The organism is Demequina sp., from assembly GCA_024707205.1.
Lineage (GTDB): Bacteria > Actinomycetota > Actinomycetes > Actinomycetales > Demequinaceae > Demequina.
Map to the genome: position 1 here is coordinate 1,091,876 of JANQAD010000001.1, position 25,252 is coordinate 1,117,127.

Consider the following 25,252-nt stretch of genomic DNA (forward strand, 5'->3'; position numbering starts at 1 on the left):
ACCGACCATGACCGAAGAGACTTCGCGCGCCAAACTCGACGCCGAGGGCGATGCCGCCGCCGACTTCCTCGAGGAGCTGCTCGACATCCTTGATATGGACGGCGACATCGACATCTCGGTGGAGGCTGGGCGCGCCAAGGTGGCCATCGTGTCCGAGGGCCCCAACCAGAACCTCAAGCGCCTCGTTGGTCCCGACGGTGAGGTTCTCGACGCGCTGCAGGATCTGGCGCGCCTCGCGGTGCAGTCCGAGACCGGCGAGCTCAGCCGCCTCATGCTCGACATCGCGGACTTCCGCGCCGGCCGCCGCGAGCGTCTCGCGGAGCAGGCTCGCGAGGCGATCGCCGAGGTGAACGGCGGGGCGGAGCGCGTGGCCATGAAGCCGATGAACGCATACGAGCGCAAGGTGGTTCACGACGTCGTGCTCGAGTCCGGGCTTGCCTCCGAGTCCGAGGGCGAGGAGCCGAACCGCTACGTGGTCGTGCTCGCCAAGGCCTGACGTTTCACGTGAAACATGAGCGGTGACGGTGGCGTTGAGGGCAGCGGCGTTGGGGCCGGTGGTGTTGAAGCCGGCGGTGTTCGTGACCTCGGCACTGATCCGCTAGATGGAGCGCCAGAGGTCCGCGCGTACCTTGGCGACCGCTACGACGCCGTTAGGGCCTTCGGGTTGCTGCTCGCCGACCAGGGAGAACTCCGCGGACTGATCGGCCCACGCGAGCTAGGGCGCATATGGGAGCGACACCTCCTCAATTCTGCAGCCGTGGTCCCCTTCCTCGGCGATGGTGTGGTGGTCGATATCGGCTCGGGAGCCGGACTTCCTGGTCTTGTCATCGCGTCGATGGAGCCCGAGCGCCGTGTGGTGCTCGTGGAGCCCATGGACCGCCGCTGCGCCTGGCTGCGCGAGGCCGCGGAGACGCTCGGATTGAGGGGCGTGACGGTGCTGCGCGGTCGCGCCGAAGAGGTCCGGGATGCCGTCGAGGGTGACGTCGTGACGGCGCGCGCCGTCGCCTCGATCGACAAGCTCGTCAAGTGGTCGGCGCCGCTGCTGGCGCCCGGCGGGCGCATGGCGCTCCTCAAGGGCAGGAGCGCCGCCGAGGAGCTCGAGAAGGCCAAGTACGTGTTGCGCCGCGCCGGCCTCGTCGGTGAGGTTCACAGCGCTCCAACCGTGCCCGGCCTTGAGGCGACGACCGTCGTCACGCTAGCCCGCGCCTAGCGACGCCGCACCTGCGTCCCCAGCGCTGTCCACAGCGTTTTCGTGCGCAGATCGGAGTTATCCCCCGGGGTCTCCACAAGCGGGATCGGGCCGGTAGAGTCGGTCATCTATGTCACGGACGTTCGCCTTCGCGGCCAGGTTGCGGCGGCACCGTTTCACGTGAAACATTGTCTTGAAGGCAGGGAGGGCTCCTACGTGTCGGAACGCGAGAACGCGCATCACCGCGCCGAGATGCCCGCGTATTCCGTAGTCGCCACTGGCCTCACCGAGGACTCGGTGAACGAGCTCGTCGTCGCGGAGTTGGTCGATGAAGGCCCTGTCGAAGAGGGCCTCGCGGACGAACAGCCCTCCGATGGGCTGCCCGCCGAGCCCGGTGGCCGCGACCCACTACCCCCAGCCGACGTTTCACGTGAAACAGCGCCATCGCCGGGCGACGCGTTCGCCGGGCTCGGCGTGAGCGATGACAGCCCTCTCGCGGCCGAGATGATCGCCACGGAGCGCCTGCGCAGGGAGCTCGAGTCACGAGACTTCCCTAGACCAAAGCGGACCAGGGTCTTCGCGGTCTCCAACCAGAAGGGCGGCGTCGGGAAGACCACCACCTCGGTCAATCTCGCGGCGGCTCTCGCCCAGCACGGGGCCAACGTGCTCGTCATCGACGCGGACCCGCAGGGGAACGCGTCGACGGCGCTTGGCGTGTCCCACCACAGCGGCACCCCGTCGATCTACGACGTGCTGCTCGACGAGGTGCCACTCGCCCGCGTCGCGCAGCGATCTCCCCACGTCCGCACCCTGTGGTGCGTGCCGGCCACGATCGACCTGGCGGGCGCCGACATCGAACTGGTATCGATGGTGCGCCGCGAGTTCCGGCTTCACGATGCGCTCAAGGACCTTCTCGCAGGGGCGGGCAAGGATCTGGACTACGTCTTCATCGACTGTCCGCCGAGCCTGGGGCTGCTCACCCTCAACGCGATGGTCACCGCAGGGGAGGTGCTGATCCCGATCCAGTGCGAGTACTACGCGCTCGAGGGGTTGACCCAGCTCATGCGGACCGTGGAGATGGTCCAGAAGCATCTCAACAGGGACCTGCACGTCTCGACGATCGTGCTGACGATGTACGACGCTCGCACCAACCTCGCCCGCGACGTCGCCGACGAGGTCCGTACGCACTTTCCGGAGCAGACGCTGGAAACGACAATTCCGCGCTCAGTCCGGGTATCCGAGGCCCCAAGTTTCGGCCAAACCGTCATGACCCACGACCCTCACTCGCCGGGCGCTGTCGCCTATCTGGCGATAGCGTCGGACATCGCCTCTCGAGACCCAGGAGACAGCACGTGAGCACCAAGCGCGGATTGGGACGCGGGCTAGGCGCCCTCATACCTACTGAGGCCACAACGGAGACGGCGGAGGTGCGGGTAGACCGCCCCCGCGATGTCTTCTTCGGCGGTGACTCGCCGCGCACGAGCGAGGTGGAGCTCGTACCCGTGCCTGGCGCGCGCTTTGCGCAGCTCGACGTCGCGAGCATCATCCCGAACCCGCGGCAGCCGCGCGAGGTCTTCGACGAGGACGCACTCAGCGAGCTGATCGGATCCATCAAGGAGATCGGCGTCCTCCAGCCCGTTGTGGTGCGGCCGGCCGGCGACGGCTACGAGCTCATCATGGGCGAGCGCCGCCTGCGCGCCACCAAAGCCGCTGGTCTAGCCACCATTCCGGCGATCATCAGGGACACGGACGACACCAACCTGCTGCGCGATGCGCTCGTCGAGAACCTGCACCGTTCGCAGCTGAATCCGCTCGAAGAGGCCGCCGCGTACCAGCAGCTCATCGACGACTTCGCCCTCACCCACGAGCAGCTCGCCGAGCGCATCAGCCGCTCGCGGCCACAGATCTCGAACACCCTGCGCCTGCTCAAGCTCCCGCCCAAGGTGCAGACCCGCGTGGCCGCAGGCGTGCTCAGCGCGGGCCACGCTCGGGCGCTTCTTGGGCTCGACGACCCGGAGGCCATGGATCACCTGGCGCAGCGCATAGTCAACGAGGGCCTCTCCGTGCGCGCCACGGAGGAGGCCGTAGCGCTCGGGGTGGAGGCGCCGAAGGCAAAGAAGGGCTCCGTGCGCGCAGGCGGCCACACAGCGGCCCTCGACGACCTTGCAGCGCGACTCGGCGACCACCTCGACACGCGGGTGAAGGTCACGCTCGGCCGATCAAAGGGTGCGGTGGCGATCGAGTTCGCGACCGTGGAGGACCTCAACCGGATCATCGGGATCATCGACCCCGAAGACCCGGGGGTGTTCTCGTAGGTCCTGCGATCCGCCGCGCGGCCGCAGGTTGACCGTCTAGGCGCGCTCGGCAGCCGCGATGATGATCTCGCGGTAGAGCTCGCCTAGCTCCAAGCCCGCGGCGGCAACCGCCTGCGGGAACAGCGACACCTCGGTGAGCCCTGGCGCCACATTGATGTCGATCACGTTCGGCGTGCCGTCGGCGGCCACGATGATGTCGATGCGCGAGAGGTCGCGCAGCCCCATCACGCGGTGCGTCAGGAGCGCCGCGGCCTCCACGGCCTTCGCGGTGGCCTCGTCGAGGCGCGCAGGAGCGAAGTACTCGACGCGGCCGGGGTTGTAGCGGGCGTCGTAGTCGTAGGCGCCCTCGCACACGATCTCCACGGCGGGCAGTGCCCTTGCGGAGTCTCCCGTGCCGATCACGGACACGGCGACCTCAGTACCGGTCACGGCGCGCTCGATCAGCGCCATGTCTCCGTACGCGAAGCAGTGCACGAGCGCCTGTGGCAGCTGGCCGCGCTCGGTCACGAGGGATACGCCGAGCGCCGAGCCCCCGCGGGCGGGCTTGACGACCACCGGCAGTCCAAAGTTCGTGGCGAGCACGTCCATCACCTGCTCGGCCCCGACCTCGAGGAACAGCGACTGCGGCAGGGTGACGAAGTCGGGCGTCGTGATGCCGACTCGGCCGAGCACGGCCTTGGCAACCGACTTCACCCACGCCACGCGAGCCTCCTTGGCCGCGGTGCCCACGAACGGGAGCCCCAGGAGCTCGAGGAGGCCTTGGAGCGAGCCGTCCTCGCCCGAGGCGCCGTGAACGATGGGCCAGACCACCTGAGGCTTCTCCTCGCGCAAGGAGGGGATCAGGGACGGGTCAACGTCGTGCACGGTGACGGTGTCGCCGAGCGCACGCAGCGCCTCCTGCACGCGCCTGCCGGAGCGCAGCGACACATCGCGTTCGTGTGACAGGCCCCCTGCCAGGATCATCACGTCCATGCCAGCCTCCTTAGAATTCTGCCTAGGCCAAATCGGGTGAGGGGAAGTCCACGATCTCCGAGCGGGACCCGCCCGCTGTGCCGAAGATCCGCACGGTCTCGAGTTCGGCCTCCACCACGCCCGCGAGACGGCGAACCCCCTCGCGGATGCGCTCGGGCGTCGGATAGCAGTAGCTCAGCCTCATGAAGTCGGCGCCGGACCCGTCGGTGAAGAACGCGGTGCCCGCGACGTACGCCACGCGGGCCGTGACCGCGCGGGGGAGCATGGCCTTGGCGTCGAGCCCCTCGGGGAGCTTGACCCACACGTAGAAGCCGCCGTCCGGCACATTCCACGTTGCCTCGGGGATGAACTCCTGCAGCGACGAGATCATCGCGTCCCTGCGCTCGCGATACTGCTCGCGGAACGCCTTGATCTGCCCCTGCCAATCGAAGTGATCCAGGTAGGTCGAGATCGCCATCTGCGAGATGTTGGAGGGCGACAGGATGGCCGCCTCCGACGCGAGGACGAGCTTCTCGCGCACCGCGTGCGGCGCGACAGCCCACCCAACGCGATACCCCGGGGCGAAGGTCTTGGAGAAAGACCCCAGGTAAACGACCCCTTCGGGGCTCAGCGAGCGCAGAGCGGGGAGCGGCTCGCGATCGAAGCCGAGCAGCCCGTACGGGTTGTCCTCAAGAATCAGCACCCCAAAGCGGGCGCAGATATCGACGATCTGCGGCCGCCGCTCGAGGCTCAGCGTGACGCCCGCGGGGTTGTGATAGTTGGGCACCGTGTAGAGGAACTTGACCCGGCGCCCCGCGGCGGCGAGCGAGGCAAGCGTCTCCTCGAGCGCGGACGGGACAAGACCGTCGGCGTCCATGGGCACGTGCACCACCTCGGCCTCCCGAGCACGGAAGACGCCGAGCGCCCCAACGTACGACGGGGCCTCGGCGACCACGACGTCGCCCGGGTCGATGAAGATGTTGGTGACGAGGTCCAGGGCCTGCTGGGAACCCGTGGTGACCACAACGTCGTCTGGGTGCGCCGTGATGCCCTCGAGCGCCATCACGTGCGTGATCTGCTCGCGCAGCTGAGGGTCGCCCTGACCGGACCCGTACTGCAGCGCGACCTCGCCGCGCTCGCTCACGATGCGGTTCATCATCTCGCCGATGTCGGCAAGCGGAAGACCGCCGATGTACGGCATGCCACCGGCGAGCGAGACCACCTCTGGTCGGCTTGCGACGGCGAAGAGAGCGCGGATCTCCGAGGCGCGCATCTGGTGCGCGCGTGCTGCGTAGGAGTCGAACCAAGGGTCGAGGCGCGTGCCCTCGGTGGCCCGGGGCACGCGAGGCGTGCTCTCATTCATGCCCAGAATTGTCGCATGCGGCGCCTAGCAGGCCGGACGCTCTGGTCCGATGCCGTCGTCCGACGCCGTGGTCACCTGCGCGGCGAGGCGGTGGATCCGCGCAGGATCAGTTCGGTGGGGATCACGATATGCGGGGTGGTGTCGGGCGACTGGCCGCGCACCTGATCGAGCACGAGCCGTACGAGCTCGGCGCCCATGCGGTTGAAGTCCTGGCGAACCGTCGTGAGGGCAGGGCTGGCGAACCGCGCTAGCGCGATGTCGTCGAATCCCACGACCGACACGTCGTCGGGCACCGTTCGCCCCGCCGCTTGGAGGGCGGCCATCAGGCCGATGGCCATCTCGTCGTTTGCGCACACGACGGCGGTGACGCTCGGGTCGTCCGCGAGGATCTGGCCGGCGCGGTGGCCGGAGTCGACCGTCCAGTCGCCGACGATCGGCTTGGGTGGGGCGACGCCCGCCCGCTCGAGCGCGGCCCGCCACCCGACCGTTCGCAAGCGAGCGGGCTCGGAGTCCACCGGGCCGGCGACGAGGTGCACGGTGGCATGGCCAAGGGCGAGCAGGTGCTCAACCGCCGCACGCACGCTGGCGGCCTCGTCGGCCACCACGCAGGGGTAGAGGCCGGCCGCGCGCGAGTCCGAGACCGCGACGGGGAAGCGCGGCGGGAGCGCGATCAGGTCCGCCGATCCACCCTCCGCCCTGATGATGATGAGGCCGTCGACGGTCTGGTGCTGGAGGCGGGCGGCCGCCGGGGTCCAGTCGCCCGTGTCGGCCGTCGGCACGGTGAGCAGCGTCACCGTGTAGTCCTCGTCGTGGGCGGCGCGGAGCACGGCGTCGGTCGTGAGCGCCTCGCCGGTGCGCCGGAAGTCGTGTGCGAGCAGCCCGATGGTCCCGTAGTGGCCGTTGCGGAGCGCCCTCGCTGCACGGTTGGGGGAGTAGCCAAGCTGGTCCATCGCGCGCAGCACGCGGTCGCGGGTGTCCGGGCTGACGTACTCGGCGCCGGTCGCGGTCCGGGACACGGTCTGGGCCGAAACGCCAGCCAGGCGGGCGACGTCGGCAATGGTGGGGCCCCGCTTGCGGGCGCCGCGTGCTCCTGAGGCCGGCATGGTGGGAGTCTAGGCGCGCCCCGCCGTCGCCCGCACCGCCCCCGGGCCCGCGGGCTTCCGGCCCGACGCTGCAAACAGTCCCGTTTTCCGGCCCGTTTGCTCGCGGTTGAGTCGTGGTTCCGTCGCGGTTTGGCGTGCGCTAACACGCCTGCAAATGCCACATTTCCGGCGCCGAGCGGGCGTTTGGCGTGGCAGTCTCCCCAATGCCTGTTACCGGATTGTGACCAAACCGGGCTCGCACTCGCGCCGATCCTGACGCTATGTTGACGTTAACAGTTCGGCCTGTACCAATCCAGCGACAACGAAGTCTGCAGGGACTTTTCGTCAATGGTGACGTAAACGTGAACGAGCTGTTGATCCCCGGCGGGTGCTCGACGTGGAGCTCCCAGTGGTCCGGGTCATGGCGACTCAAAGGGGTACAACAAGTGAAGAGAATCCGAAAAGGCGCTGTGGTGGCGGCGACGGCCGTCGCGACCCTCGCGCTCGCCGCGTGCAGCGGCAACAGCACTGACGACGCGACCGGCGGCGGTGGCGGAAACGGCGAACCGGAAGGCAACGAGCTCACCGTGTGGGCGTGGGACCCGGCGTTCAACATCGCCGCGCTCCAGGAGGCCGAGAAGATCTACCAGCAGGACCACCCGGACTTCAAGCTCAACATCGTGGAGACCCCGTGGGATGACCTCCAGACCAAGCTCACCACGATCGCGCAGTCCCAGACGTACGACGAGCTCCCCGACATCTTCCTGGTGCAGAACAACGCCTTCCAGAAGAACGTCATCAACTACCCGGACCTGTTCTCCGACTTCTCGGGCTCGGACGTTGACTACAGCGAGTTCCCGGCTGGCGTGACGGCCTACTCGACCGTCGACGGCGCCAACTTCGGCGTTCCGTTCGATAACGGCACGGCGATCGACGCCCTCCGCACCGACGTCCTGCAGCAGGCCGGCTACACGGTCGACGACTTCACGGACATCACGTGGAGCGACTACATGACCAAGGCCAAGGACGTGCTCGCGAAGACGGGTCAGCCAATGCTGTCCGGCCAGGCAGGGTCCTCTGACATGGTCATGATGATGCTGCAGTCCGCTGGCGCGAGCCTGTTCGACGCGGACGGCAACCCGACCATCGCCAACAACGACGCGCTGACGAAGGCCGCTCAGGTCTACACGCAGATGGTCAAGGACGGCACGTTCCTCGAAGTCAACTCGTGGGACGAGTACATCGGCACGCTCGTGAACAGCAACGTCGCGGGCACCATCAACGGCGTGTGGATCGTCGGCTCCATCCAGTCCGCTGAGGACCAGTCGGGCAAGTGGGGAATGACCAACCTGCCGAGCCTCGACGGCGTGGCCGGTGCCACCAACTACTCGGCAAACGGCGGCTCGTCATGGGCCGTCAGCTCCACGGCAGACGTTGCGCTGGCTCAGGACTTCCTGAACGAGACGTTCGCCGGTTCCACCGAGTTCTACGACGCGATCCTCCCGTCCACGGGAGCGCTCGCCAACTGGCTGCCCGCCGGTGAGAGCGATGTGTACGCGCAGCCGCAGGAGTTCTGGGGTGGCGACGCCATCTTCCAGAAGGTCGTCGGCTTCGCGGGCAAGGTGCCCTCGAACAACACGGGCGTCTACTACTACGAGGCTCGCGACGCCGTCAGCGCCGCGCTGACCGAGATTGTGAACGGAGCGGATCCCGCTACCGCCTTCCAGAAGGCGCAGGAGACCGTCGAATTCGCAATGCAGTAACACCTGCTGAAAGGGGAGGGGGCTGGTCCGCCGCCCCCTCCCCCGCACAGGCCACTGCGAGTCAAGGGAGTAGGCAGTGTCAGAGCTGACACAAGACGTACTAGCACCGAGCGCGAAACCGGCACCAGCGTCGGGCCGCGTGCCAAAGCCAAAGATGTCCGCCATGGCGCGGCGCCGGAGCCTTACGGGCTGGGCGTTCATCGCCCCCGCGGCCATCCTGATCGCGCTCATGAACTTCTGGCCAATGATTCAGGCGTTCATCCTGTCGTTCAAGACGGGTCGCGGGAACAAGCTCTCGCTCGCTGACCCGCTCTGGTACAACTACGAGCGGCTGCTGCACGACGACATCTTCAAGCAGACGCTGCTGACCACGCTGATCTACCTGATCGTGCAGGTGCCGATCATGCTGGGTCTCGCGATGCTGCTCGCCAACATGCTCAACTCGCCGACGCTGCGGTTCCGCGGCATGTGGCGCACGGCGATCTTCCTTCCGGTCGCGACGTCGCTGGTGTCGTACGCGATCGTGTTCCGCACGATGTTCGCCAATGACGGCTTCATCAACGACCTGCTGACCAGGCTGCACATCATCGACGCGCCGGTGAATTGGCTCGGCCAGACCAACACGGCTCGCCTGGTCATCGTGCTCGGCCTGCTGTGGCGCTGGACGGGCTTCAACATGATCCTGTACTTGGCTGCGCTGCAGAACATCGAGCCGGGCACGCATGAGGCGGCCAAGCTCGACGGCGCCGGCCCCATCCGGACCTTCTGGTCGGTGACGATGCCGCAGATGCGCCCGATCATCCTGCTCACGGTCATCATCTCGACGAACGGCACTATTCAGCTCTTCGACGAGTCATACAACCTCACCGGCGGTGGGCGGCGTATACATCGATGACGATGTCGCACTACCTCTACGAGGTGTCGTTCCACCGGAACCCCAACTTCGGATATGGCGCCGCCATGTCCTACGTCATTCTCATTCTGGTGGCGATCTTCGCCGCCATTCAGGTACGACTGGGAGACAAGCGTGACTAGCGTGCTGCGGCCGATGGGCCGTTACGTATTCCTTGGCATCGCGGCGGTGCTGTCGGTGTTCCCGCTGTACTTCATGGCGGTCTCTGCCACGAATACCAGCCAGGATGTCCTGGCCTCCCAGCTCACGCCAGGTGGCCACCTGATTGACAACATCAAGGGCCTCTTCGCCATGCAGGACGTCGGCAGCGCCTTCTACCACTCCACGGTCAACGCGGTGGTGACCACGGTGTTCGCGCTGATCGTGAGCTCGATCGCGGGCTACGGGTTCGAGGTTTACCACTCGAAGGCCAAGGACCGCCTCATGTGGGTGCTGCTGCTGACGATCATGATCCCCTTCGCTGCCACGATGATCCCGCTGTTCCAGGTCTTCGCGAAGCTGGGGCTGGTGAACTCGACGCTCGCCGTGGTGCTGCCCGTGATCGCCACGCCGTTCCTGGTGCTCATGTTCCGCCAGACGGCACGCAGCTTCCCGCACGAGATCATCGAGGCCGCGCGCATGGACGGGCTCGGCGAGCTCAGCATCTTCTTCCGCATGTTCATCCCCACGATGCGCTCCGCCTACGTCGCGGCGACCGTCATCACCTTCCTCGCGGCCTGGAACAACTTCCTGTGGCCCAAGGTGATTCTGCTCAACAACGATTACCAGACCATGCCGATGCTCATCTCCAACCTGCTGTCCGGCTACGTGACGGACTACGGCGCGCTCATGCTCGCGGTGCTCATCGCGTCGCTCCCGACGATCATCCTGTTCCTGCTGCTCCAGCGGAGCTTCGTCCAGGGCTTCACGGGGGCTGTCAAGTGATCTTTGACGTTCGCCGCATCAGCGACCCGGAGTTCATCAACCACAACAGGCTTCCCGCTCATTCGGACCATCGCTGGTTCCGTGACCGCGGGGAGGCCGACGCCGGCACCAGCGGCTTTGAGCAGTCGCTGAACGGCGCGTGGAAGTTCCACTTCGCCGCGAACCCGGGCGCCACGGTGCCCGGCTTCGAGCGGCCGGGGTTCGACGTGGAGGCGTGGGAGGAGATCGCGGTCCCCGGGCACATTCAGCTCCAGGGCCACGACCGACCGCAGTACTCGAACGTCCAGTACCCGTGGGATGGCCTCGAGGAGGTCACTCCCGGCGAGGTGCCCCAGGTCTGGAATCCCGTCGGCAGCTATGTTCGTGACTTCGAGCTCGACGCGCCCCTGGGTGATGGCGAGCGCCTGTCCGTGATGTTCCACGGCGCCGAGAGCGGCATCGCCGTGTGGTGCAACGGCACGTACGTGGGATGGGCCACGGACTCTTTCACCCCGTCGGAATTCGACCTCACCCCGCACCTCTCGGAGGGCGCCAACCGCCTCGCCGCGCAGGTGTTCAAGTGGACCTCCGGCTCATGGCTCGAGGACCAGGACTTCTTCCGGTTCTCCGGGATCTTCCGCGACGTGGTCCTCTATCGCCGTCCCGCCGCGCACCTCGAGGACATCCGCGTGACGACCACCCTGAGCGACGACTTCGGCGGCGCCGAGGTCGCCATTGACCTGAGGCTCGCGGGCAGCGGCACGGTTCGCGCCACGCTTGAAGGAGTCGGGCAGCTGTCCGACGCTGGGGCGAGCAGGCTGGCCGTCCAGTTCGGCGCGCCTCACCTGTGGAGCGCGGAGGACCCGTTCCTGTACACGCTTGTGCTCGAGGTGATCGACGACAAGGGTGAGGTCACGGAGGTGGTGACCCAGTCCGTCGGGCTGCGGCGTGTGCAGATCGTGGACGGAATCTTCCTCGTGAACGGCAAGCGCGTGGTGTTCCACGGCGTGAACCGGCACGAGTTCGGCCGCAACGGGCGCGCGATGACCGCGGACGAGATCGAAGAGGACATCCGCATCATCAAGCGCGGAAACATCGACGCGGTGCGCACCAGCCACTACCCAAACTCGAGCGCGTTCTACGCACTGTGCGACCGCTACGGCCTCTACGTCATCGACGAGATGAATCTCGAGACCCACGCGATGTGGGACCGCATCGCGATGGGGGGCGCTCCGATCGAGGAGGCGCTTCCCGGCGACAGGCCGGAGTGGCGCGCGGCCCTGTTGGACCGCGCGGAGAGCATGGTCGAGCGGGACAAGAACCACCCGAGCGTGGTCATCTGGTCGTGCGGCAACGAGTCCTACGGGGGCGGGCTGCTGCTCGAGGTCTCCGAGTACTTCCACAAGGCCGATTCCTCGCGTCCCGTGCATTACGAGGGCGTTCAGTGGGACACGCGCTTTCCGCACACCTCGGACATCACGAGCCAGATGTACACGCCGGCCGCGGACATCGAGGCGCACCTGGCGGTGCACAGGGACAAGCCGTTCATCCTGTGCGAGTACGCGCACTCGATGGGCAACTCGTTCGGCGCCGTGGACAAGTACCTGGACCTCGCCGACCGGGAGCCGCACTTCCAGGGCGGCTTCATCTGGGACTTCGCGGACCAGGCGCTTCCCCTCGTTGACCGTTACGGAGTCCCCTTTGAGGGCTACGGCGGCGACTTCGGCGAGGCCCCCACCGACTACGACTTCAGCGCGAACGGCATCGTCTTCGCCGACCGCTCCACCAAGCCCGCCTACGAGGAGATGCGGTACCTCTACCAGCCCTTCCGCACGCGAATCGACTCGGAAGGCGTGACGATCGAGAACCGGCGCCTGTTCACCAGCACGGGTGACGTCGACCTGCGCGTAGAGCTGGCCCGGGAGGGCGAGTCGCTCGCGATCGTCGTGACCGACACCGCCGTGGCGGCGGGCAGCAGCGAGACCTATCCGCTTCCCTTCGCTCTGCCCACCGACGGCGGCGAGTTTACCGTGACGGCCGAGTATCGGCTGCGCGCGGCCACCGCCTGGGCGCCCGCTGGCTATGTGGTCGGCTGGCAGCAGGAGGTCTTCACGCCCGACGCCGCCTCGGCTCCCGTAGGCGCCTCACCGCCGCCGCGGGTCGCGAACGGGATTCACAACGTGGGCGTGCACGGCGAGAACTTCTCCGCCCTCTTCTCCCGCCTCTATGGCACCCTCGTCTCCTACCGCATTGGAAGCCCCGATGGGGGCGGTACGGAGCTGCTGCGGGATCGTCCCTTCCCCAGCTTCTGGCATGCCCCGACTTCTAATGAGCGCGGTTGGGGCATGCCAGCGCGGGACGGTCACTGGCTGCTGGCCTCGCGCTACGCACAACCGCGGCGCGGCGCCCAGTGGCCCACGGTGATGCAGCACGAGGACTCCGTTGAACTTGGCTTCGAGTACGACCTCCCGACGTCCCCGCCAAGCACCTCGACGGTCGCGTACCGAGTGTTCGGCGACGGCCGCGTAGAGGTGCACGTGACCCTGGATCCTGGCGAGGGGCTGCTCGCTCCGCCGGAGTTCGGGTTCCCCATCACCGTGGACGCGAGCGTGCGCCGTTGGCGCTGGTACGGCGACGGTCCGCATGAGTCCTACGCGGACCGTCGGGGCTCGGCGCGGCTCGGGGTGTGGGAGGCCGACGTGCACGATGCGCTCACGCCCTATGTCCGTCCGCAGGAATCGGGAAGCCGCACGGGCGTGCGGTGGGCCGAGGTCGTTGACGACCACGGCGTCGGCCTGCGTTTCGAGTGTGCCGAGGGGATGGAGTTCTCGGCGCTGCCCTGGACCCCGCACGAGGTCGAGAACGCGCTGCACCCCAACGAGCTGCCGCCGATTCACCGCACCACGGTGCGTCCCGCGCTCGCGCGCAGGGGAGTGGGCGGCGACAACTCGTGGGGCGCCATGACACACCCCGAGTTCGAGCTCCCGACGGGACCGCTGAGCTTCCGTTTCAGCTTCCAGGGGGTGCAGGGAAGGTAAGTCACCCTGCGCGTTGGTCGCCCTGCGACTCGCTCCGCTGTGTGCTTGGCTTGGCGCATGGGTGTTCTGGACAAGTTCTCGCTGGCCGGCAGGCGCGCTCTCGTGACCGGTGGAAACAGGGGCCTCGGATTCGAACAGGTGGTCGCGCTGCGCGAGGCGGGCGCGGACGTGATGTTCGTGTCGCGGGACGCCGAAGTCAATGCGCAGGCCATCGCGGAGATGGGCAGCCCCGCGGGGGTCACCGCGCTCGCGGCGGACATCACCGAGAGCGGGGCCCCGGAGCGCGTGGTCGCGGCCGCCGTCGAGGCGCTCGGCGGCCTCGACATCCTCGTCAACAACGCGGGCGCGTGCTTCCACAACGCGTCCGTAGACGTCACCGACGACGAGTGGGACACCGTCATGGACCTCAACGTCAAGGCGGTCTTCAAGCTGAGCGTCGCGGCGTACCCTCACCTGGCAGAGAGCGGTGTGGGCAGCATCGTCAACATCGGCTCAATGTCCGGAGCGATCGTCAACCGCCCGCAGTGGCAGCCCGCGTACAACGCGTCCAAGGCCGCCGTGCACCACCTGACGAGATCGCTGGCCGCGGAGTGGGCGCCGGCCGGCATCCGCGTGAATGCCGTGGCACCCGGCTACGTCGCCACCGAGATGACGCCGCTGCACAGGCCGGAGTTCAAGCGCTATTGGATCGAGGACGCGCCCATGCAGCGCGCGGCAACCGCCGACGAGATCGCGCCCACCGTGGTGTTTCTCGCGAGCCCCGCCGCGAGCTTCATCACCGGATCGGTGCTCACCGTGGACGGTGGCTACTCGGTCTTCTAGCTGAGGACCTCTTCGAACAGCGCCGTGAGCGCGGGCTTGGGTCGAGCACCGACGACCGACTTCACGAGCTCTCCCGACTTGAAGAAGTTCATGGTCGGAATCGACGTGACGCCATACGCCATGGCGAGGTTGGGGTTCTCGTCCGTGTCCACCTTCACGATCTTGAGCTTGCCCGCATACTCCTCGGCGAGCTCGTCAAGAATGGGCGCGACCGCGCGGCACGGGCCGCACCAGGTGGCCCAGAAGTCCACGACCACGGGAACGTCGGAGTGGATGACCTCCGCCTGGAAGGTGTCCTCGGTGGCGGTCACGGGCGACGTCGCCACCTCGGCGACCACCGCGGGGTCGGTCACCGCGCCGGTCTCGACCCCAGCGGCAGCCTCGTCGGCAACGGCAGCCGCCTCAGCGTCGGCCAGTTCGTCGAGGAAGTGCTGCGCGTCGAGCGCGGCGGCGCAACCGGACCCCGCCGCCGTGATGGCCTGGCGGTAGCGGCTGTCCACGAGGTCGCCGCACGCGAACACCCCGCGCACATTCGTGGCCGTCGTGCGCCCGTCGACGAGCACGTAGCCCGCCGCGTCGGTGTCGATCACGCCCTTCACGAGCTCGTTGCGCGGCTCGTGGCCGATGGCCACAAACAGGCCGGTAGCAGGAAGAACGCTCTCATCTCCCGTGACGCGGTTGCGGATCCGCACGCCAGCGAGCTTGATGTCGCCGTCGAGGCCGACGACCTCCGAGTTCCACACGAACTCGATCTTGGGGTCAGCGGCGGCGCGGTCGGCCATGATCTTGGACGCGCGCAGCTCATCGCGGCGGTGCACAAGGTAGACCTTGGACGCGAAGCGCGTGAGGAACGTCGCCTCCTCGACCGCGGAGTCACCGCCGCCAACGACAACGACCTCCTGGTCGCGGAAGAAGAAGCCGTCGCACGTGGCGCACCAGCTGACGCCCTTGCCGCTGAGTCGCTTCTCGTCCTCGAGGCCCAGCTCGCGATACGCGGAGCCCATGGCCAGGATCACGGACTTCGCCGAGAACTCCTTGCCGACGCCGGTCTTCACGGTCTTGATGTCGCCCTCGAGGGACGCCTCCACCACATCGTCAAGGAGCACCTCGGCGCCGAACCGCTGCGCCTGCGCCTGGAGCGTCTCCATGAGCTCGGGCCCCTGGATGCCCTCGACGAAGCCGGGGAAGTTCTCCACCTCCGTGGTGTTCATGAGCGCGCCACCGGCGGTGATGGAGCCGGCGATGACGAGCGGCTGAAGGCCCGCGCGCGCGGCGTAGATCGCCGCGGTGTAGCCGGCGGGTCCGGAGCCGATGATGATGACGTTGCGGGTGTCGCTCACTGATGCTTCCTCACGATTGGTGTGGCTTGGTAACAGATCGTAGGGGTCCGATGTTCCCGCGGCGAACCACTCACGGGCCGTAGGAGTACGTGGGGTACACGCCCGGATTCCCGGTGTTGCCGTCTTGGCCGAATCCCTGCGACAGCGTGGCGAACGCGATGAACGCGAGGGCGAAGAGCCCGCCGACCAGGAGCACCAGGAGGAAGGGCGTCGCGTTGATGGGTCCGCCGTTGATAGCTCGGTCCTGAGCCCGCTCAAGACGCCTGGTAATTCCCCTAGAACGGGGCCAGCGCGCGTGGAGGCGCCCGTAGATCAGCTCGGGGAGGGTCGGCTTGGCGACGGCGACCTGCTCATCGACCATCGCCTCGAATGTGAGTATGTCGTGGAGGTCCTCGAGCTCCTCCGCGGGCGCGGCGACGTCAACGGGCTCCCCAGCCACCACGAGAGGAATCGAGCCGCTCACCGCTTCGGCCTCGACCTCGGCCTTGACGAGCGTCTCGCGGGTGATGGTGAGGCCCGCGGTCACGCGCGGGCCGGTGAACGCCCTCTTGGCCGCCTCGACACGGTCCCTCTTGCGCTTCTTCTCCGCCTCCGCCGCCTTGGTGAGCGAGAGCGGAAGCGAGTCCACCCCCGCAGGGAGGTTGCGGAGCTTGCGAGTATCGAACGCGCCGAGCGTGTCGATGAGGTCGGTCAGAGTGCTGAAGCCCTTGCCGGCGATGACGCGCTCGCACAGGGCCCTGGCATCCGCGGAGGTCGCGGGAGGAATGTCGGCTTCGGTGGCGGCGTCGGCGTCCTTGCCCGTGATGCAGGCGAGGTAGACGCGCGACAGGGCGGTGGCGTCGGCCCCCTCACCCTTGCCGCGCCTGAGCCCGGCCTGGAGCGCGAGCTCCGAATCGACCCCGGTGCCGGTGAGCATCACGCGGCCCCTGCTGTCCACAGAGATGCACGCCGGCCGCACCCAGCCGTGGTGAACGCGAGCGGCGGCGGCGACGAGCAGGGCGCGCGCGGCCTCGCCGACCACGGCGCTCGCCTTCGCTTCATCGAGCCGACGCTTCGCGAGGATCGCATCCAGCGTCACCCCTTGCAGTGGCTCGGAGACGATGATGGTGGGCGCCCCAGCGGAGCCGCCCATGACGGCAACGACGCGCGCGAGCCGGGGGTCGCGCACGGACATGAAGCGCAGCGCCGCGCGACGCACGGCCGTGGGGGCCACGGACGTGACCTCGTCGATAAGAACTCGAGTGTTGAGCCGGGTGTCGACGCCGTTGTAACGGGTCACTCCGGGCAGGTCGTAGTCCGCTGCGTCGAGCGCCTCAAAGCGCCCGTCGAGCACCTCTCCGGTCAGCACGAATGTCCCCCACTCGAGATCGGGTCACGAGTTCCTATCGTACGTTGCGACGCAGTCGGCGAGTAACGGAACCGACCACCGCGTTGACCTCCTCGACGCGCAGCACCTTCATCACGGCGACGTACACGAGACCCATGATGAGGCCGATCGCCAGGCAGATCGCTCCGCCCTCGACCACCCTCGCAATGGTGTCGTTCGTGGACACGTCCGCGACGTCGGGGAGGACGAGGCGCAACGCGTAGCCCGCACCGGCGGCCACCACCGCGGCGACGGCGGCGAACCAGTGCACGCGGCCAACCCCACGCCCGCCGAGGCTCCCGAGCCGGCGCTTGAGGCCCCCGGATCGCAGTACGAGGCCAACGAGGTTCGACAGGCTCAGGCCCAGCGCCATGACGACCGTCCACCACTTCTCATCGAGAGTGAACTTGCCCAGGTACGCGACGCCGACGAGCGTGATCGTCATGGGGATGTGGATGAGGAAGATGCCCTTCGCGTCCTCGAGGACGAAGAGCGCCCGCTTCACGAGCACCATCGCGCCAAGGGGCACCATGCCGAGGGACAGCGCGATCAGCACCAGGGCTATCGAGTGGACCACGGGCACGGACAGCGTCGGGAACGCCGTGCGCGCGAGCATGGGGGCGAGGACGATCAGCGCGGCGGTCGCATAGAACGTGAAGGCGGCGGTGAGCCGCATGCCTCGCGCGACGTCCACGCGAGTGCCCTCGGCGTCGCCCCTGGTCCAGTTCTTCGCCATCGACGTGTTGAGTGCGGTGAGCAGCGAGACGGTGACGAGGGAGTGCGGCACCAGGTACAGCGTGAGGGCGAGGGTGTAGGCCGCGTTTCCAGGGATCGTGGGGTCCACGCCCTCCGGGTTGGCGGCCGACGCTACCCTCACCGCGAGCAGCAGGCCCACCTGTTCAATAATCACCGCGGCAAGCGCCCAGCCGGCCACCGTGCGAACCGTGGCGAGCTCCCCCTTGGGGCCGCGCAGCACGAAGGCGGGCCGATACCCGCCCTTGATGAGTGGCCACAGCAGGATTCCGGCCTGCGCCGCCATCGCGAGGGTGGCGGGCACCGCGAGCCACAGGATCCGCGCGGTGGACCACGTGCCGGGTCCGTCATTTTCCGGGGTGTACGAGCCGAAGACCACGAGGTACGCGGTGAGGCCCGCGATCCCGATCACATTGTTGAGCGCCGGCGCCCACATGTAGGGCCCGAACTGCTCGCGCGCGTTGAGCACCTCGCCGAGGATCGTGTACGCCGCGTAGAAGAACAGCTGCGGGATGACGAGGAAGGCGAACGCGGTCGCGAGGTCGCGCTGCGCGGCCGTCCACGTGCTGTCGGAGTACAGCCGCACCACGATGGGGGCGGCGATTGTGAACAGCGCCGTGACCCCGAGCGACAGCGCGAGGATGATCGTGACGATCCGGTCCACGGTGCGCTTGCCGTCCGGGCGGTGGAACGCCTTGACGATCTGCGGCACGAGCACCGCGTTGAACACGCCGGCGGCGAGCACCGCGTACAGCGCGTTGGGGATGCGGTTGGCAACGTCGTACGCGTTCGCGCCGAACGCGATGCCACCGACGGCGGCAGCGAGCAGGGCCGTGCGCACAAAGCCGAGCGCGCGCGAGACAAGGGTGCCCGACGCCATGATGGCCGTCGCGCGACCAAGAGAGGTGACGCGAACGCTTGGCCCGCCCTCCGCGTCGATGGCCTCGGACGCCTCCGGCACCTCAGGGATGCCTCGCGGCTCGTCAGCCATCGTCACCTCCGGCGTCAGTATCCCGCGGCTCATCGCCGGCGGGCGCCATGCGGGTGCTCCCGCGACCGCGCCTCACCGTACGGATCAGCCCGGCGATCAGCAGCAGCCCAAGGCCGATCGCGAAGACCACCGTGATCGCGTTGCCCCAATCCGCGCGCACCCGCACGCGCAGCGCCTGCGGCGCCGCCACCACGTCGCCGTCCCCGTTCTCGAGGGCCACCGTGGTGGTCACATTCGCGCTCTTCACGCCGCTGACCGGAATGTGCACGGTGAGGTCGCCGCCAGCAGGGATGGTCACCACCGGCTGGTCGTGGACGATGAGATTCGGGGAGCTCGAGCGCATCACGACCGTCACCGTCGCGTCGACGCCCAAGTCGTTGTGCAGGGTCACCGGCACGTTGCCCGACGCCGCGATGAGGTTGACATCCGAGCCGGCGGCCACGTGGAGCGAAGCGAGCAGCCCGCTCACCTGATCGCGCGACGCCTGGTAGGTGGCACCCCGGGCGGCGGGGTCCGCGCGCAGGTTCGACGCGAGTGGCTCCAGCAGCTTGCGGCCCCCTGGGAGGTAGATGCTCGACGGGTCCTCCGCGGTGGCGGAAAGCTGCTGGACGTCGGTGAGCTGGCGAGCGCTCGCGGCGATCAGGTCCGGGGCGAGGTCGTTGTCGGTTCCGGCGAGATCCGGGGCCGTCACCTGTGCCCTATGAGACCCGTCGATCACGGACCGCGCGGTGACCGGCTGCACCCACGGAGCGTCGAGCAGCGCCGTCACCGACGACGACGCGCCAAGCTCCGTCAGCTGCCACGCCGAGCCGGGGGCGACGACCACGGGAGTGGTGCCGTCGCCGTGAAGCGCAACGAGGGCCGCCTCCGCGACAAGGCGAGCCGGAGCGTCGGGCATGCCGGGGCGATAGGTGGCGAGCAGCCGCGAAAGCTTCAGGTTGGGGACCAGAACCGGGAGCGTGGCGCCGTCCGCCTGGACGTCCGCGACGGGGGCGGTCGCGCTGATGCGCGCACCGCCCGTGACGTCGAGCAGGCCGGCGACCGCGCCGTTGCTCGCGGCGAGCGCGATCGTGGGCGAATCGACGACGGGGATGGTCGCGAGCCACGGCAGGCCGCGCAGGGAGGGCTGCCCGTTGGTGGCGGCGTCGGTGATGGCGAAGTCGAGGAGGGTGCGGTCCTCCGAGTGCGCGATCGAGGTGAGGTCCGGGTTCTCCGAGGGCAGGCCAAAGAGCTCGTGGCTGGAGGCGAGCGCCTCCGCCTGCGCGGCGTCGGTCAGCGAGACGGGGTCGATGGCGAGCGTCGCGTCCGCGTCGCTCGCGGCCGCGACAACCTGCTGCACCCGCTCCTCGGAGCCCGACGCCGTGGCCACGAGGGCCAGGGGCAGGTTCGTGATTGGCGCGTCGTACCAGGTAACTGCTGCGGTCTGCTCGGTGACGGTGCCCATCGCGTCGGTGATGGCGATGACCACCCCGTACACGCCGGCGGAATCCGCGGGGAACCCAAGCGTGGTGGGGGTTGCCGCGAGCTCGACCTTGCCCATGCCTCCCGGCGGGAGAACGTTGGGGGCCGAGCCGACGGCGGAGGAGTTGACGATCGCGGTCGCGGCCGTGCGGGTGGTGAAGATCCCGGGGTTCGCGAGGAAGCTCTCGAGCGCCGCAGAGGTGGTGATGGGAGAGTCCGTGACCTTCAGCGCCACGTTGAGGCCGGCCTTGCCGAGCGCGGTCGGGTTCGAGACCGTCGCGGCCACCGCGAGGCTGCTTCCGGGGATGAGCACGGCCGGCCCGTACCCGGTGAGCGAGAGCGTGGCGGCTCCTGCGGCGTCGGCTGGTGCGGCTGGTGCGGTTAGCGCGGTTGGTGCGGGAGCGGCGGTCGCGGCGCCCGCGCCCGCGAGGCCCAGCAGCGCGACCGCAACAGCAGTGACGAGTCGGCGGATCACGTGTCGATCGACAGCAGCGCGGCCGCCGCCTGCGCCATCTTGCGCTCGTTCGGGAAGGCCAGCTCGCCCGCGAGGTGCGTCACCGCAATCCAGCGGGCCTCCTCCGCCTCCTGGTCGGGGTCCTGCGCGGTCGTGATGTCGCCCGACTTGGCCTCAAGGAGAAAGTGGTGCACAACCTTATGAACGCGCCGGTCGTCGCCCGTGAACCAATAGTCGATGGTGCCGAGTGGCTGGATGATCTCGGCCTCGATCCCCGTCTCCTCCGCAACCTCGCGGACCGCCGCCTGCTGCGGAGTCTCTCCCGCCTCGAGGTGACCCTTGGGAAGGCACCACTCGAGCCGGCCCGCGCGGTTGCGGCGGCCGATGCAGGCCGCATACGCGACGCCATCCTCGATGCGAATCGCGATCCCACCAGCGGAGATCTCGTTGCTCACGGGAAGCTGTGGTTGCCGCGCCGGCTCCGGCCGCTGCCCGCCGATCCCTGACAGCGGCGCGCTGCTCGGCGGCCGGGGCACGGGGGGCGTGGACATGGGGCCAGCCTAACGAGGGGCCCCGCTCACCTGGGTCACCGCCGCCCGTGGGATGCTTGTCGCCATGCCAAACCAGCCACCCGCACTGCCGAGCCTGGACGCCTTGCGCACGCGCAGCGTCGGGCTATGGACGGCGCTGCCCGACGATGTGGTGACCTTGGCGCGGCTGTTCGCCGACGCTGGGCATGAGTTCGCGCTCGTGGGTGGGCCGGTAAGGGACGCGTTTCTTGGGCGGTCCACGGCCGATCTGGACTTCACCACCTCGGCGCGCCCGGAGGAGACGGAGGCGCTGCTTGGCCAGTGGTCGCGCGCGACGTGGGACATGGGGCGCGAATTCGGAACCATTGGGGCGCGGCGCGGCGATGTGATCGTGGAGGTGACGACCTACCGCGCGGACGAGTACGACGGTGAGACGCGCAAGCCGGTCGTTGCCTTTGGTACCTCGCTGCATGACGACCTGGCCCGGCGGGATTTCACCGTCAACGCGATGGCCGTCCGCTTGCCGTCGCTGGAGTTCGTTGACCCCTTTGGCGGGCTCGAGGACCTCGCCGGCGGGCTGCTGCGGACGCCGATCTCGCCCGACATCTCCTTTGGCGATGACCCCTTGCGGATGATGCGCGCGGCGCGCTTCGTGTCGCAGTTGGGCTTCGAGGTGGAGCCCGCGACGTTCGCGGCGATGTCCGCGATGGCGTCGCGGCTGGCGATCGTGTCCGCGGAACGGTGCAGGGACGAGCTGGCGAAGCTACTGCTCGGGACCTGGGTGCGTGAGGGGCTGCGCGCGCTCGTGGACTCGGGGCTTGCTTCGGTCGTGCTGCCTGAGTTGCCGGCCCTGCAGCTTGAGGTGGACGAGCACCACCATCACAAGGACGTCTACGAGCACACGCTCACGGTGGTGGAGCAGGCGATCGCGCTCGAGACCGGGCCCGACGGGCCGGTGCCCGCGCCCGACCTGGTGCTGCGGCTCGCCTCGCTGCTCCACGACTGCGGCAAGCCGGCCACGCGGCGCCTGGAGCCGGGCGGGGGCGTGTCGTTTCACCACCACGAGGTCGTTGGCGCGAAGATCGCGGCGCGGAGGCTCAAGGCGCTGCGGTTCGAGAAGGACGTGGTGCGTGACGTCTCCACGCTCGTGGAGCTCCACCTGCGGTTCCACGGATACGTGGACGCTCGGTGGTCCGACTCCGCGGTGCGGCGCTATGTGACGGACGCGGGCCCGCTGCTCGAGCGGTTGCACCGGCTCACGCGCGCCGACGTGACGACGCGCAACCAGCGCAAGGCCGAGCGGTTGTCCTTTGCCTACGACGACCTCGAGGCCCGGATTGCGGAGCTGCGAGAGCGCGAGGAGATCGACGCGATCCGCCCGGACCTGGACGGCACGCAGATCATGGAGCTGTTGGGGATCGGGCCGGGACGCGAGGTGGGCGAGGCCTACCGGTTCCTGCTGGAACTGCGCATGGAACACGGCCCCCTGGGAGAAGAGCGCGCAAGCGCGGAGCTCAAGGAATGGTGGGCGAAGCGAGGCTGACGCCGCGCACCCGACCCCGCGCGCACCACTCCCCTTGGTTTAGGCAGACTGCGCATACCAAACGCACCACACTGCCCGCGTTTAGGCAATCCACGCATACTTTGAGCGATAGTCAATGGTCTCGAGCGCGATCTCCTGGCACCATTCCGGCTTCGCCAGCACGGTCTCGCGCGCGAATCGCACCGTCTGGACGCCGATCGTCGCCAACAGCGCATCCCGACGAATGTCGCGCTTGCGATCCTCCCGCTCGTCATGGGTCTCGTCGCCGTCGAATTCGAAGGCGGTCCTGGTCGCAAGGTGGAACGCGTCCACGCGGAAGCGCTCGCGGCCAACGCGCAGCTTGTGCTGCGGCACCATGTCTTCGAACTCCTTCCCGACGAACACGGTGGCCCACCCGCGCTCCTCGAGGTAGCTCTCGGCTCCGGCCTGGCTGGCTTTGAGCCGCGCGAGCAGCTCGCGCTTGACTGGGACTCGGGTCAGCACGCCCGCAAGGTCCGACGCTTCGCGGGCCGTGATGAGCCCCGTTCCTATGGCGCGGTACAGGAACGTCGCCCTCCGCCGCGGCGGCACTTGCCCGTAGCCCAAGACGAGCGCGAGTTCCGGAGATGTGAGTGGAGTTGCCGGGCTCCAAATGGTCGTGGGGAAGGGCATGGTGAGCGATCGCACGCGAATCCAGGGCGGCCCACTGCGGTGCCCACCGGCGGGCACCGCGACCTGGATCAGGTCGATGGGCACCGGCGCGTACCCATAGACGGCGAGTGCCGCGAGGCCCGTGAGCGCAGCACCGGGCCCAGCCCACTCCACTGCCGCGCGAGAGCGCATGAGCCAGGAGTCGGCGTGCATCGTCAGGCAGAACTGGTCCGGGACGAGTCGAGTCAGCGCGCCCGACTCAAGCGCGCGGGTGATGGTCTTGCGGCTCATGACCTCGCCCAATTGCTCGAAGGTCCGCGGCGCGACGTCACTCGCCATCTGGTGCGCCCAGGTGCTCAGATACATGAGGTCAGTGAAGCGTTGAGTGCCTCGGGCCGCTTCGGCCTCAGCGAATCTGTGGATAACTTCGGCGGCGCGATGCTCGCGGGCAAGGTATGCGTGAGCTGCCTAAACCGGGGCTCTATCTCGCATTTGGTATGCGCAGGCTGCCTAAACCGCGGGTGGAGGCGCCTGGGCCGGTAGGTGGCGGGGGGTTCGGCTGTAAATGAGCGCCACCAGGAGGTACGCCACCACCAGCCCGGCCATCACGGGCGCCGAGTACCCGGAGTCCGGAAGCGACCAGCCCGCAACCACGGCGGCCCCGATGAACGCCACGTTGTACAGCACGTCATAGAGCGTGAAGGCGCGCCCGCGCACGGAGTCGTCGGTGTCGCGCTGGATGATCGTGTCGATCGCGATCTTGGAGCCCTGCACCGCGAATGACACGACAACCGCCGCAGACAGCAGTGCCCACGTGGCCGTGGAGGCGGCAAGAAGTCCTTGGCCAACGGCACCGACGATCAGGCACCACACGATCCATCGGTGCCGGTCAATGCGCTCCCCGAAGATCGGCGTCACCACGGCGGCCACGCCAAATCCGACGGCCGCGAACCCCAGCACGATCGTGAAGTTCGCGAGCGCATCCGAACCGCCGGAGGACCCACCGAAGATGGACCGCGACATGAGGATCGCGGCCACGAACATCATCCCGTAGAGCAGGCGCTGGGCGGCCATGACTCCCAGGGCATGCAGCGGCGTGCGCCGAGCGGCGAGGTGCCGCACGCCGTCCATGAGCTCTGTCACGAGGGCGCGCGCCTGGGCAAAGAACTCGAGTTTCGCGAGCGGCACCACGGGCCCCAGGTCCGTACGACCAAGCCACGTGGTCAGCCACGACGACAGCCCAAACGCCACCGCAGCCCCAACCAGCGCCGCGAGCGCGATCGACGAGTCCGAAGAGGACGGCGCCACGAACGACATGATCGCCCCAAGCGCGCCGCCGAGCGCAGCGGACAGCGTCCCGAGCGTCGGGAGCACGGAGTTCGCGGCGAGCAGCTCGGAGGCCGGCACCACCTGGGGGATCCCGGCCGTGAGCGCCGCCAGCAGGAATCGGTTCACGGACAGGGCCAGCAGCGCGAGCGTGTACAGCGTCCACAGCGGCGCCCCGGCCGCGACACACGCGATGATCGCCCCCACGAGCACCAGGCGCACCAGGTTCCCCACGAGCACGATCCGCTGCCGCTGCCAGCGATCGGTCAGCGGCCCAACGAACGGCCCCACGATTGTGAACGGCGCAAGCAAGGTCGCGAACCCGATGGCGATCGACCGCCCGGACGTCGCGTGCGTCGGGTCAAAGAAGAAGGCCGTCGCGATGCCGACCTGGAACATCCCGTCGCCGCCTTGCGACATCAGCCGCGCGTACGTCAGCCGCCGAAACCCTCTCGCGCGCCACAACACCCGCAGGTCGGAAGCGAGGGACATAGGCCAAGACTAGGGGCGGTCGCGTAG

General features: G+C 68.4%; 21 protein-coding genes and 1 pseudogene. 11 read left to right on the forward strand and 11 right to left on the reverse strand.

The window, feature by feature from the left end:
- Window positions 1–7: 7 nt before the first annotated feature.
- The 4 genes from NVV57_05620 (at window position 8) to NVV57_05635 (ending at window position 3,504) form a co-directional block, all read left to right on the forward strand.
- Complete coding sequence (locus tag NVV57_05620) at window positions 8–496, forward strand: hypothetical protein (GenBank protein MCR6712190.1); 489 nt, start codon at window positions 8–10, stop codon at window positions 494–496.
- Between the two features lie 15 nt (window positions 497–511).
- The gene (gene rsmG / locus NVV57_05625; GenBank protein ID MCR6712191.1) at window positions 512–1,210 is read left to right on the forward strand and encodes a 16S rRNA (guanine(527)-N(7))-methyltransferase RsmG; all 699 of its coding nucleotides are present in this window, start codon (window positions 512–514) and stop codon (window positions 1,208–1,210) included.
- A 357-nt stretch (window positions 1,211–1,567) separates the two neighbouring features.
- The gene (locus NVV57_05630) at window positions 1,568–2,545 is read left to right on the forward strand and encodes a ParA family protein (protein ID MCR6712192.1); all 978 of its coding nucleotides are present in this window, start codon (window positions 1,568–1,570) and stop codon (window positions 2,543–2,545) included.
- A complete protein-coding gene (locus NVV57_05635; GenBank protein MCR6712193.1) occupies window positions 2,542–3,504 on the forward strand; it encodes a ParB/RepB/Spo0J family partition protein in 963 nt (320 codons plus the stop codon). Before NVV57_05630 ends, NVV57_05635 begins: the two co-directional genes overlap by 4 nt.
- A gap of 36 nt (window positions 3,505–3,540) precedes the next feature.
- On the opposite strand, the gene NVV57_05640 is transcribed toward NVV57_05635, so the two are convergent.
- From NVV57_05640 to NVV57_05650, 3 genes are all read right to left on the reverse strand, one after another.
- On the reverse strand, window positions 3,541–4,476 hold the full coding sequence (locus tag NVV57_05640; protein ID MCR6712194.1) for a D-alanine--D-alanine ligase: 936 nt from the start codon (window positions 4,474–4,476) through the stop codon (window positions 3,541–3,543).
- A gap of 22 nt (window positions 4,477–4,498) precedes the next feature.
- On the reverse strand, window positions 4,499–5,818 hold the full coding sequence (locus tag NVV57_05645) for a PLP-dependent aminotransferase family protein (GenBank protein ID MCR6712195.1): 1,320 nt from the start codon (window positions 5,816–5,818) through the stop codon (window positions 4,499–4,501).
- A gap of 71 nt (window positions 5,819–5,889) precedes the next feature.
- The gene (locus NVV57_05650; protein MCR6712196.1) at window positions 5,890–6,921 is read right to left on the reverse strand and encodes a LacI family transcriptional regulator; all 1,032 of its coding nucleotides are present in this window, start codon (window positions 6,919–6,921) and stop codon (window positions 5,890–5,892) included.
- Between the two features lie 425 nt (window positions 6,922–7,346).
- On the opposite strand from NVV57_05650, the gene NVV57_05655 reads away from it, so the two are divergent.
- From NVV57_05655 to NVV57_05680, 6 genes are all read left to right on the forward strand, one after another.
- Window positions 7,347–8,663 (forward strand): extracellular solute-binding protein, encoded by a 1,317-nt coding sequence (locus tag NVV57_05655; GenBank protein ID MCR6712197.1) that lies wholly within the window; start codon window positions 7,347–7,349, stop codon window positions 8,661–8,663.
- A gap of 139 nt (window positions 8,664–8,802) precedes the next feature.
- Entirely contained in the window at window positions 8,803–9,558 is a 756-nt protein-coding gene (locus tag NVV57_05660) for a sugar ABC transporter permease (protein MCR6712198.1), read from the forward strand.
- Window positions 9,555–9,698 (forward strand): hypothetical protein, encoded by a 144-nt coding sequence (locus NVV57_05665; protein ID MCR6712199.1) that lies wholly within the window; start codon window positions 9,555–9,557, stop codon window positions 9,696–9,698. Before NVV57_05660 ends, NVV57_05665 begins: the two co-directional genes overlap by 4 nt.
- Complete coding sequence (locus tag NVV57_05670) at window positions 9,691–10,500, forward strand: carbohydrate ABC transporter permease (GenBank protein MCR6712200.1); 810 nt, start codon at window positions 9,691–9,693, stop codon at window positions 10,498–10,500. Before NVV57_05665 ends, NVV57_05670 begins: the two co-directional genes overlap by 8 nt.
- A complete protein-coding gene (locus NVV57_05675) occupies window positions 10,497–13,517 on the forward strand; it encodes a DUF4981 domain-containing protein (GenBank protein MCR6712201.1) in 3,021 nt (1,006 codons plus the stop codon). The genes NVV57_05670 and NVV57_05675 overlap by 4 nt, the downstream gene beginning before the upstream one ends.
- Before the next feature lie 57 nt (window positions 13,518–13,574).
- Window positions 13,575–14,339, forward strand: coding sequence for an SDR family oxidoreductase (locus NVV57_05680; protein ID MCR6712202.1), 765 nt, complete (start codon window positions 13,575–13,577; stop codon window positions 14,337–14,339).
- Here the strand turns inward: NVV57_05680 and trxA are convergent.
- The 6 genes and pseudogenes from trxA to NVV57_05710 all read right to left on the reverse strand — a co-directional run bounded on the left by trxA (window position 14,336) and on the right by NVV57_05710 (window position 21,255).
- Window positions 14,336–14,692, reverse strand: a complete 357-nt coding sequence (trxA, locus tag NVV57_05685) for a thioredoxin (GenBank protein MCR6712203.1) — start codon at window positions 14,690–14,692, stop codon at window positions 14,336–14,338. The genes NVV57_05680 and trxA overlap by 4 nt on opposite strands.
- A gap of 54 nt (window positions 14,693–14,746) precedes the next feature.
- A pseudogene (trxB, locus tag NVV57_05690) lies at window positions 14,747–15,679 on the reverse strand (thioredoxin-disulfide reductase).
- 70 nt (window positions 15,680–15,749) lie between these two features.
- Window positions 15,750–17,027 (reverse strand): hypothetical protein, encoded by a 1,278-nt coding sequence (locus NVV57_05695; GenBank protein MCR6712204.1) that lies wholly within the window; start codon window positions 17,025–17,027, stop codon window positions 15,750–15,752.
- A gap of 34 nt (window positions 17,028–17,061) precedes the next feature.
- Window positions 17,062–18,789, reverse strand: coding sequence for a murein biosynthesis protein MurJ (locus tag NVV57_05700; protein ID MCR6712205.1), 1,728 nt, complete (start codon window positions 18,787–18,789; stop codon window positions 17,062–17,064).
- A complete protein-coding gene (locus NVV57_05705) occupies window positions 18,782–20,725 on the reverse strand; it encodes a DUF6049 family protein (protein ID MCR6712206.1) in 1,944 nt (647 codons plus the stop codon). Before NVV57_05705 ends, NVV57_05700 begins: the two co-directional genes overlap by 8 nt.
- Window positions 20,722–21,255, reverse strand: a complete 534-nt coding sequence (locus NVV57_05710; protein MCR6712207.1) for an NUDIX hydrolase — start codon at window positions 21,253–21,255, stop codon at window positions 20,722–20,724. The genes NVV57_05705 and NVV57_05710 overlap by 4 nt, the downstream gene beginning before the upstream one ends.
- Window positions 21,256–21,319: 64 nt before the next feature.
- Between NVV57_05710 and NVV57_05715 the strand changes: the two genes are divergently transcribed.
- Window positions 21,320–22,777: a CCA tRNA nucleotidyltransferase gene (locus NVV57_05715; GenBank protein ID MCR6712208.1), complete on the forward strand. Its 1,458-nt coding sequence runs from the start codon at window positions 21,320–21,322 to the stop codon at window positions 22,775–22,777.
- 81 nt (window positions 22,778–22,858) lie between these two features.
- Here the strand turns inward: NVV57_05715 and NVV57_05720 are convergent, their stop codons facing one another.
- Together NVV57_05720 and NVV57_05725 are read right to left on the reverse strand one after the other, a co-directional pair.
- Window positions 22,859–23,773, reverse strand: coding sequence for an endonuclease domain-containing protein (locus NVV57_05720; GenBank protein ID MCR6712209.1), 915 nt, complete (start codon window positions 23,771–23,773; stop codon window positions 22,859–22,861).
- A 144-nt stretch (window positions 23,774–23,917) separates the two neighbouring features.
- Window positions 23,918–25,225: an MFS transporter gene (locus NVV57_05725; protein ID MCR6712210.1), complete on the reverse strand. Its 1,308-nt coding sequence runs from the start codon at window positions 25,223–25,225 to the stop codon at window positions 23,918–23,920.
- Window positions 25,226–25,252 lie beyond the last annotated feature (27 nt).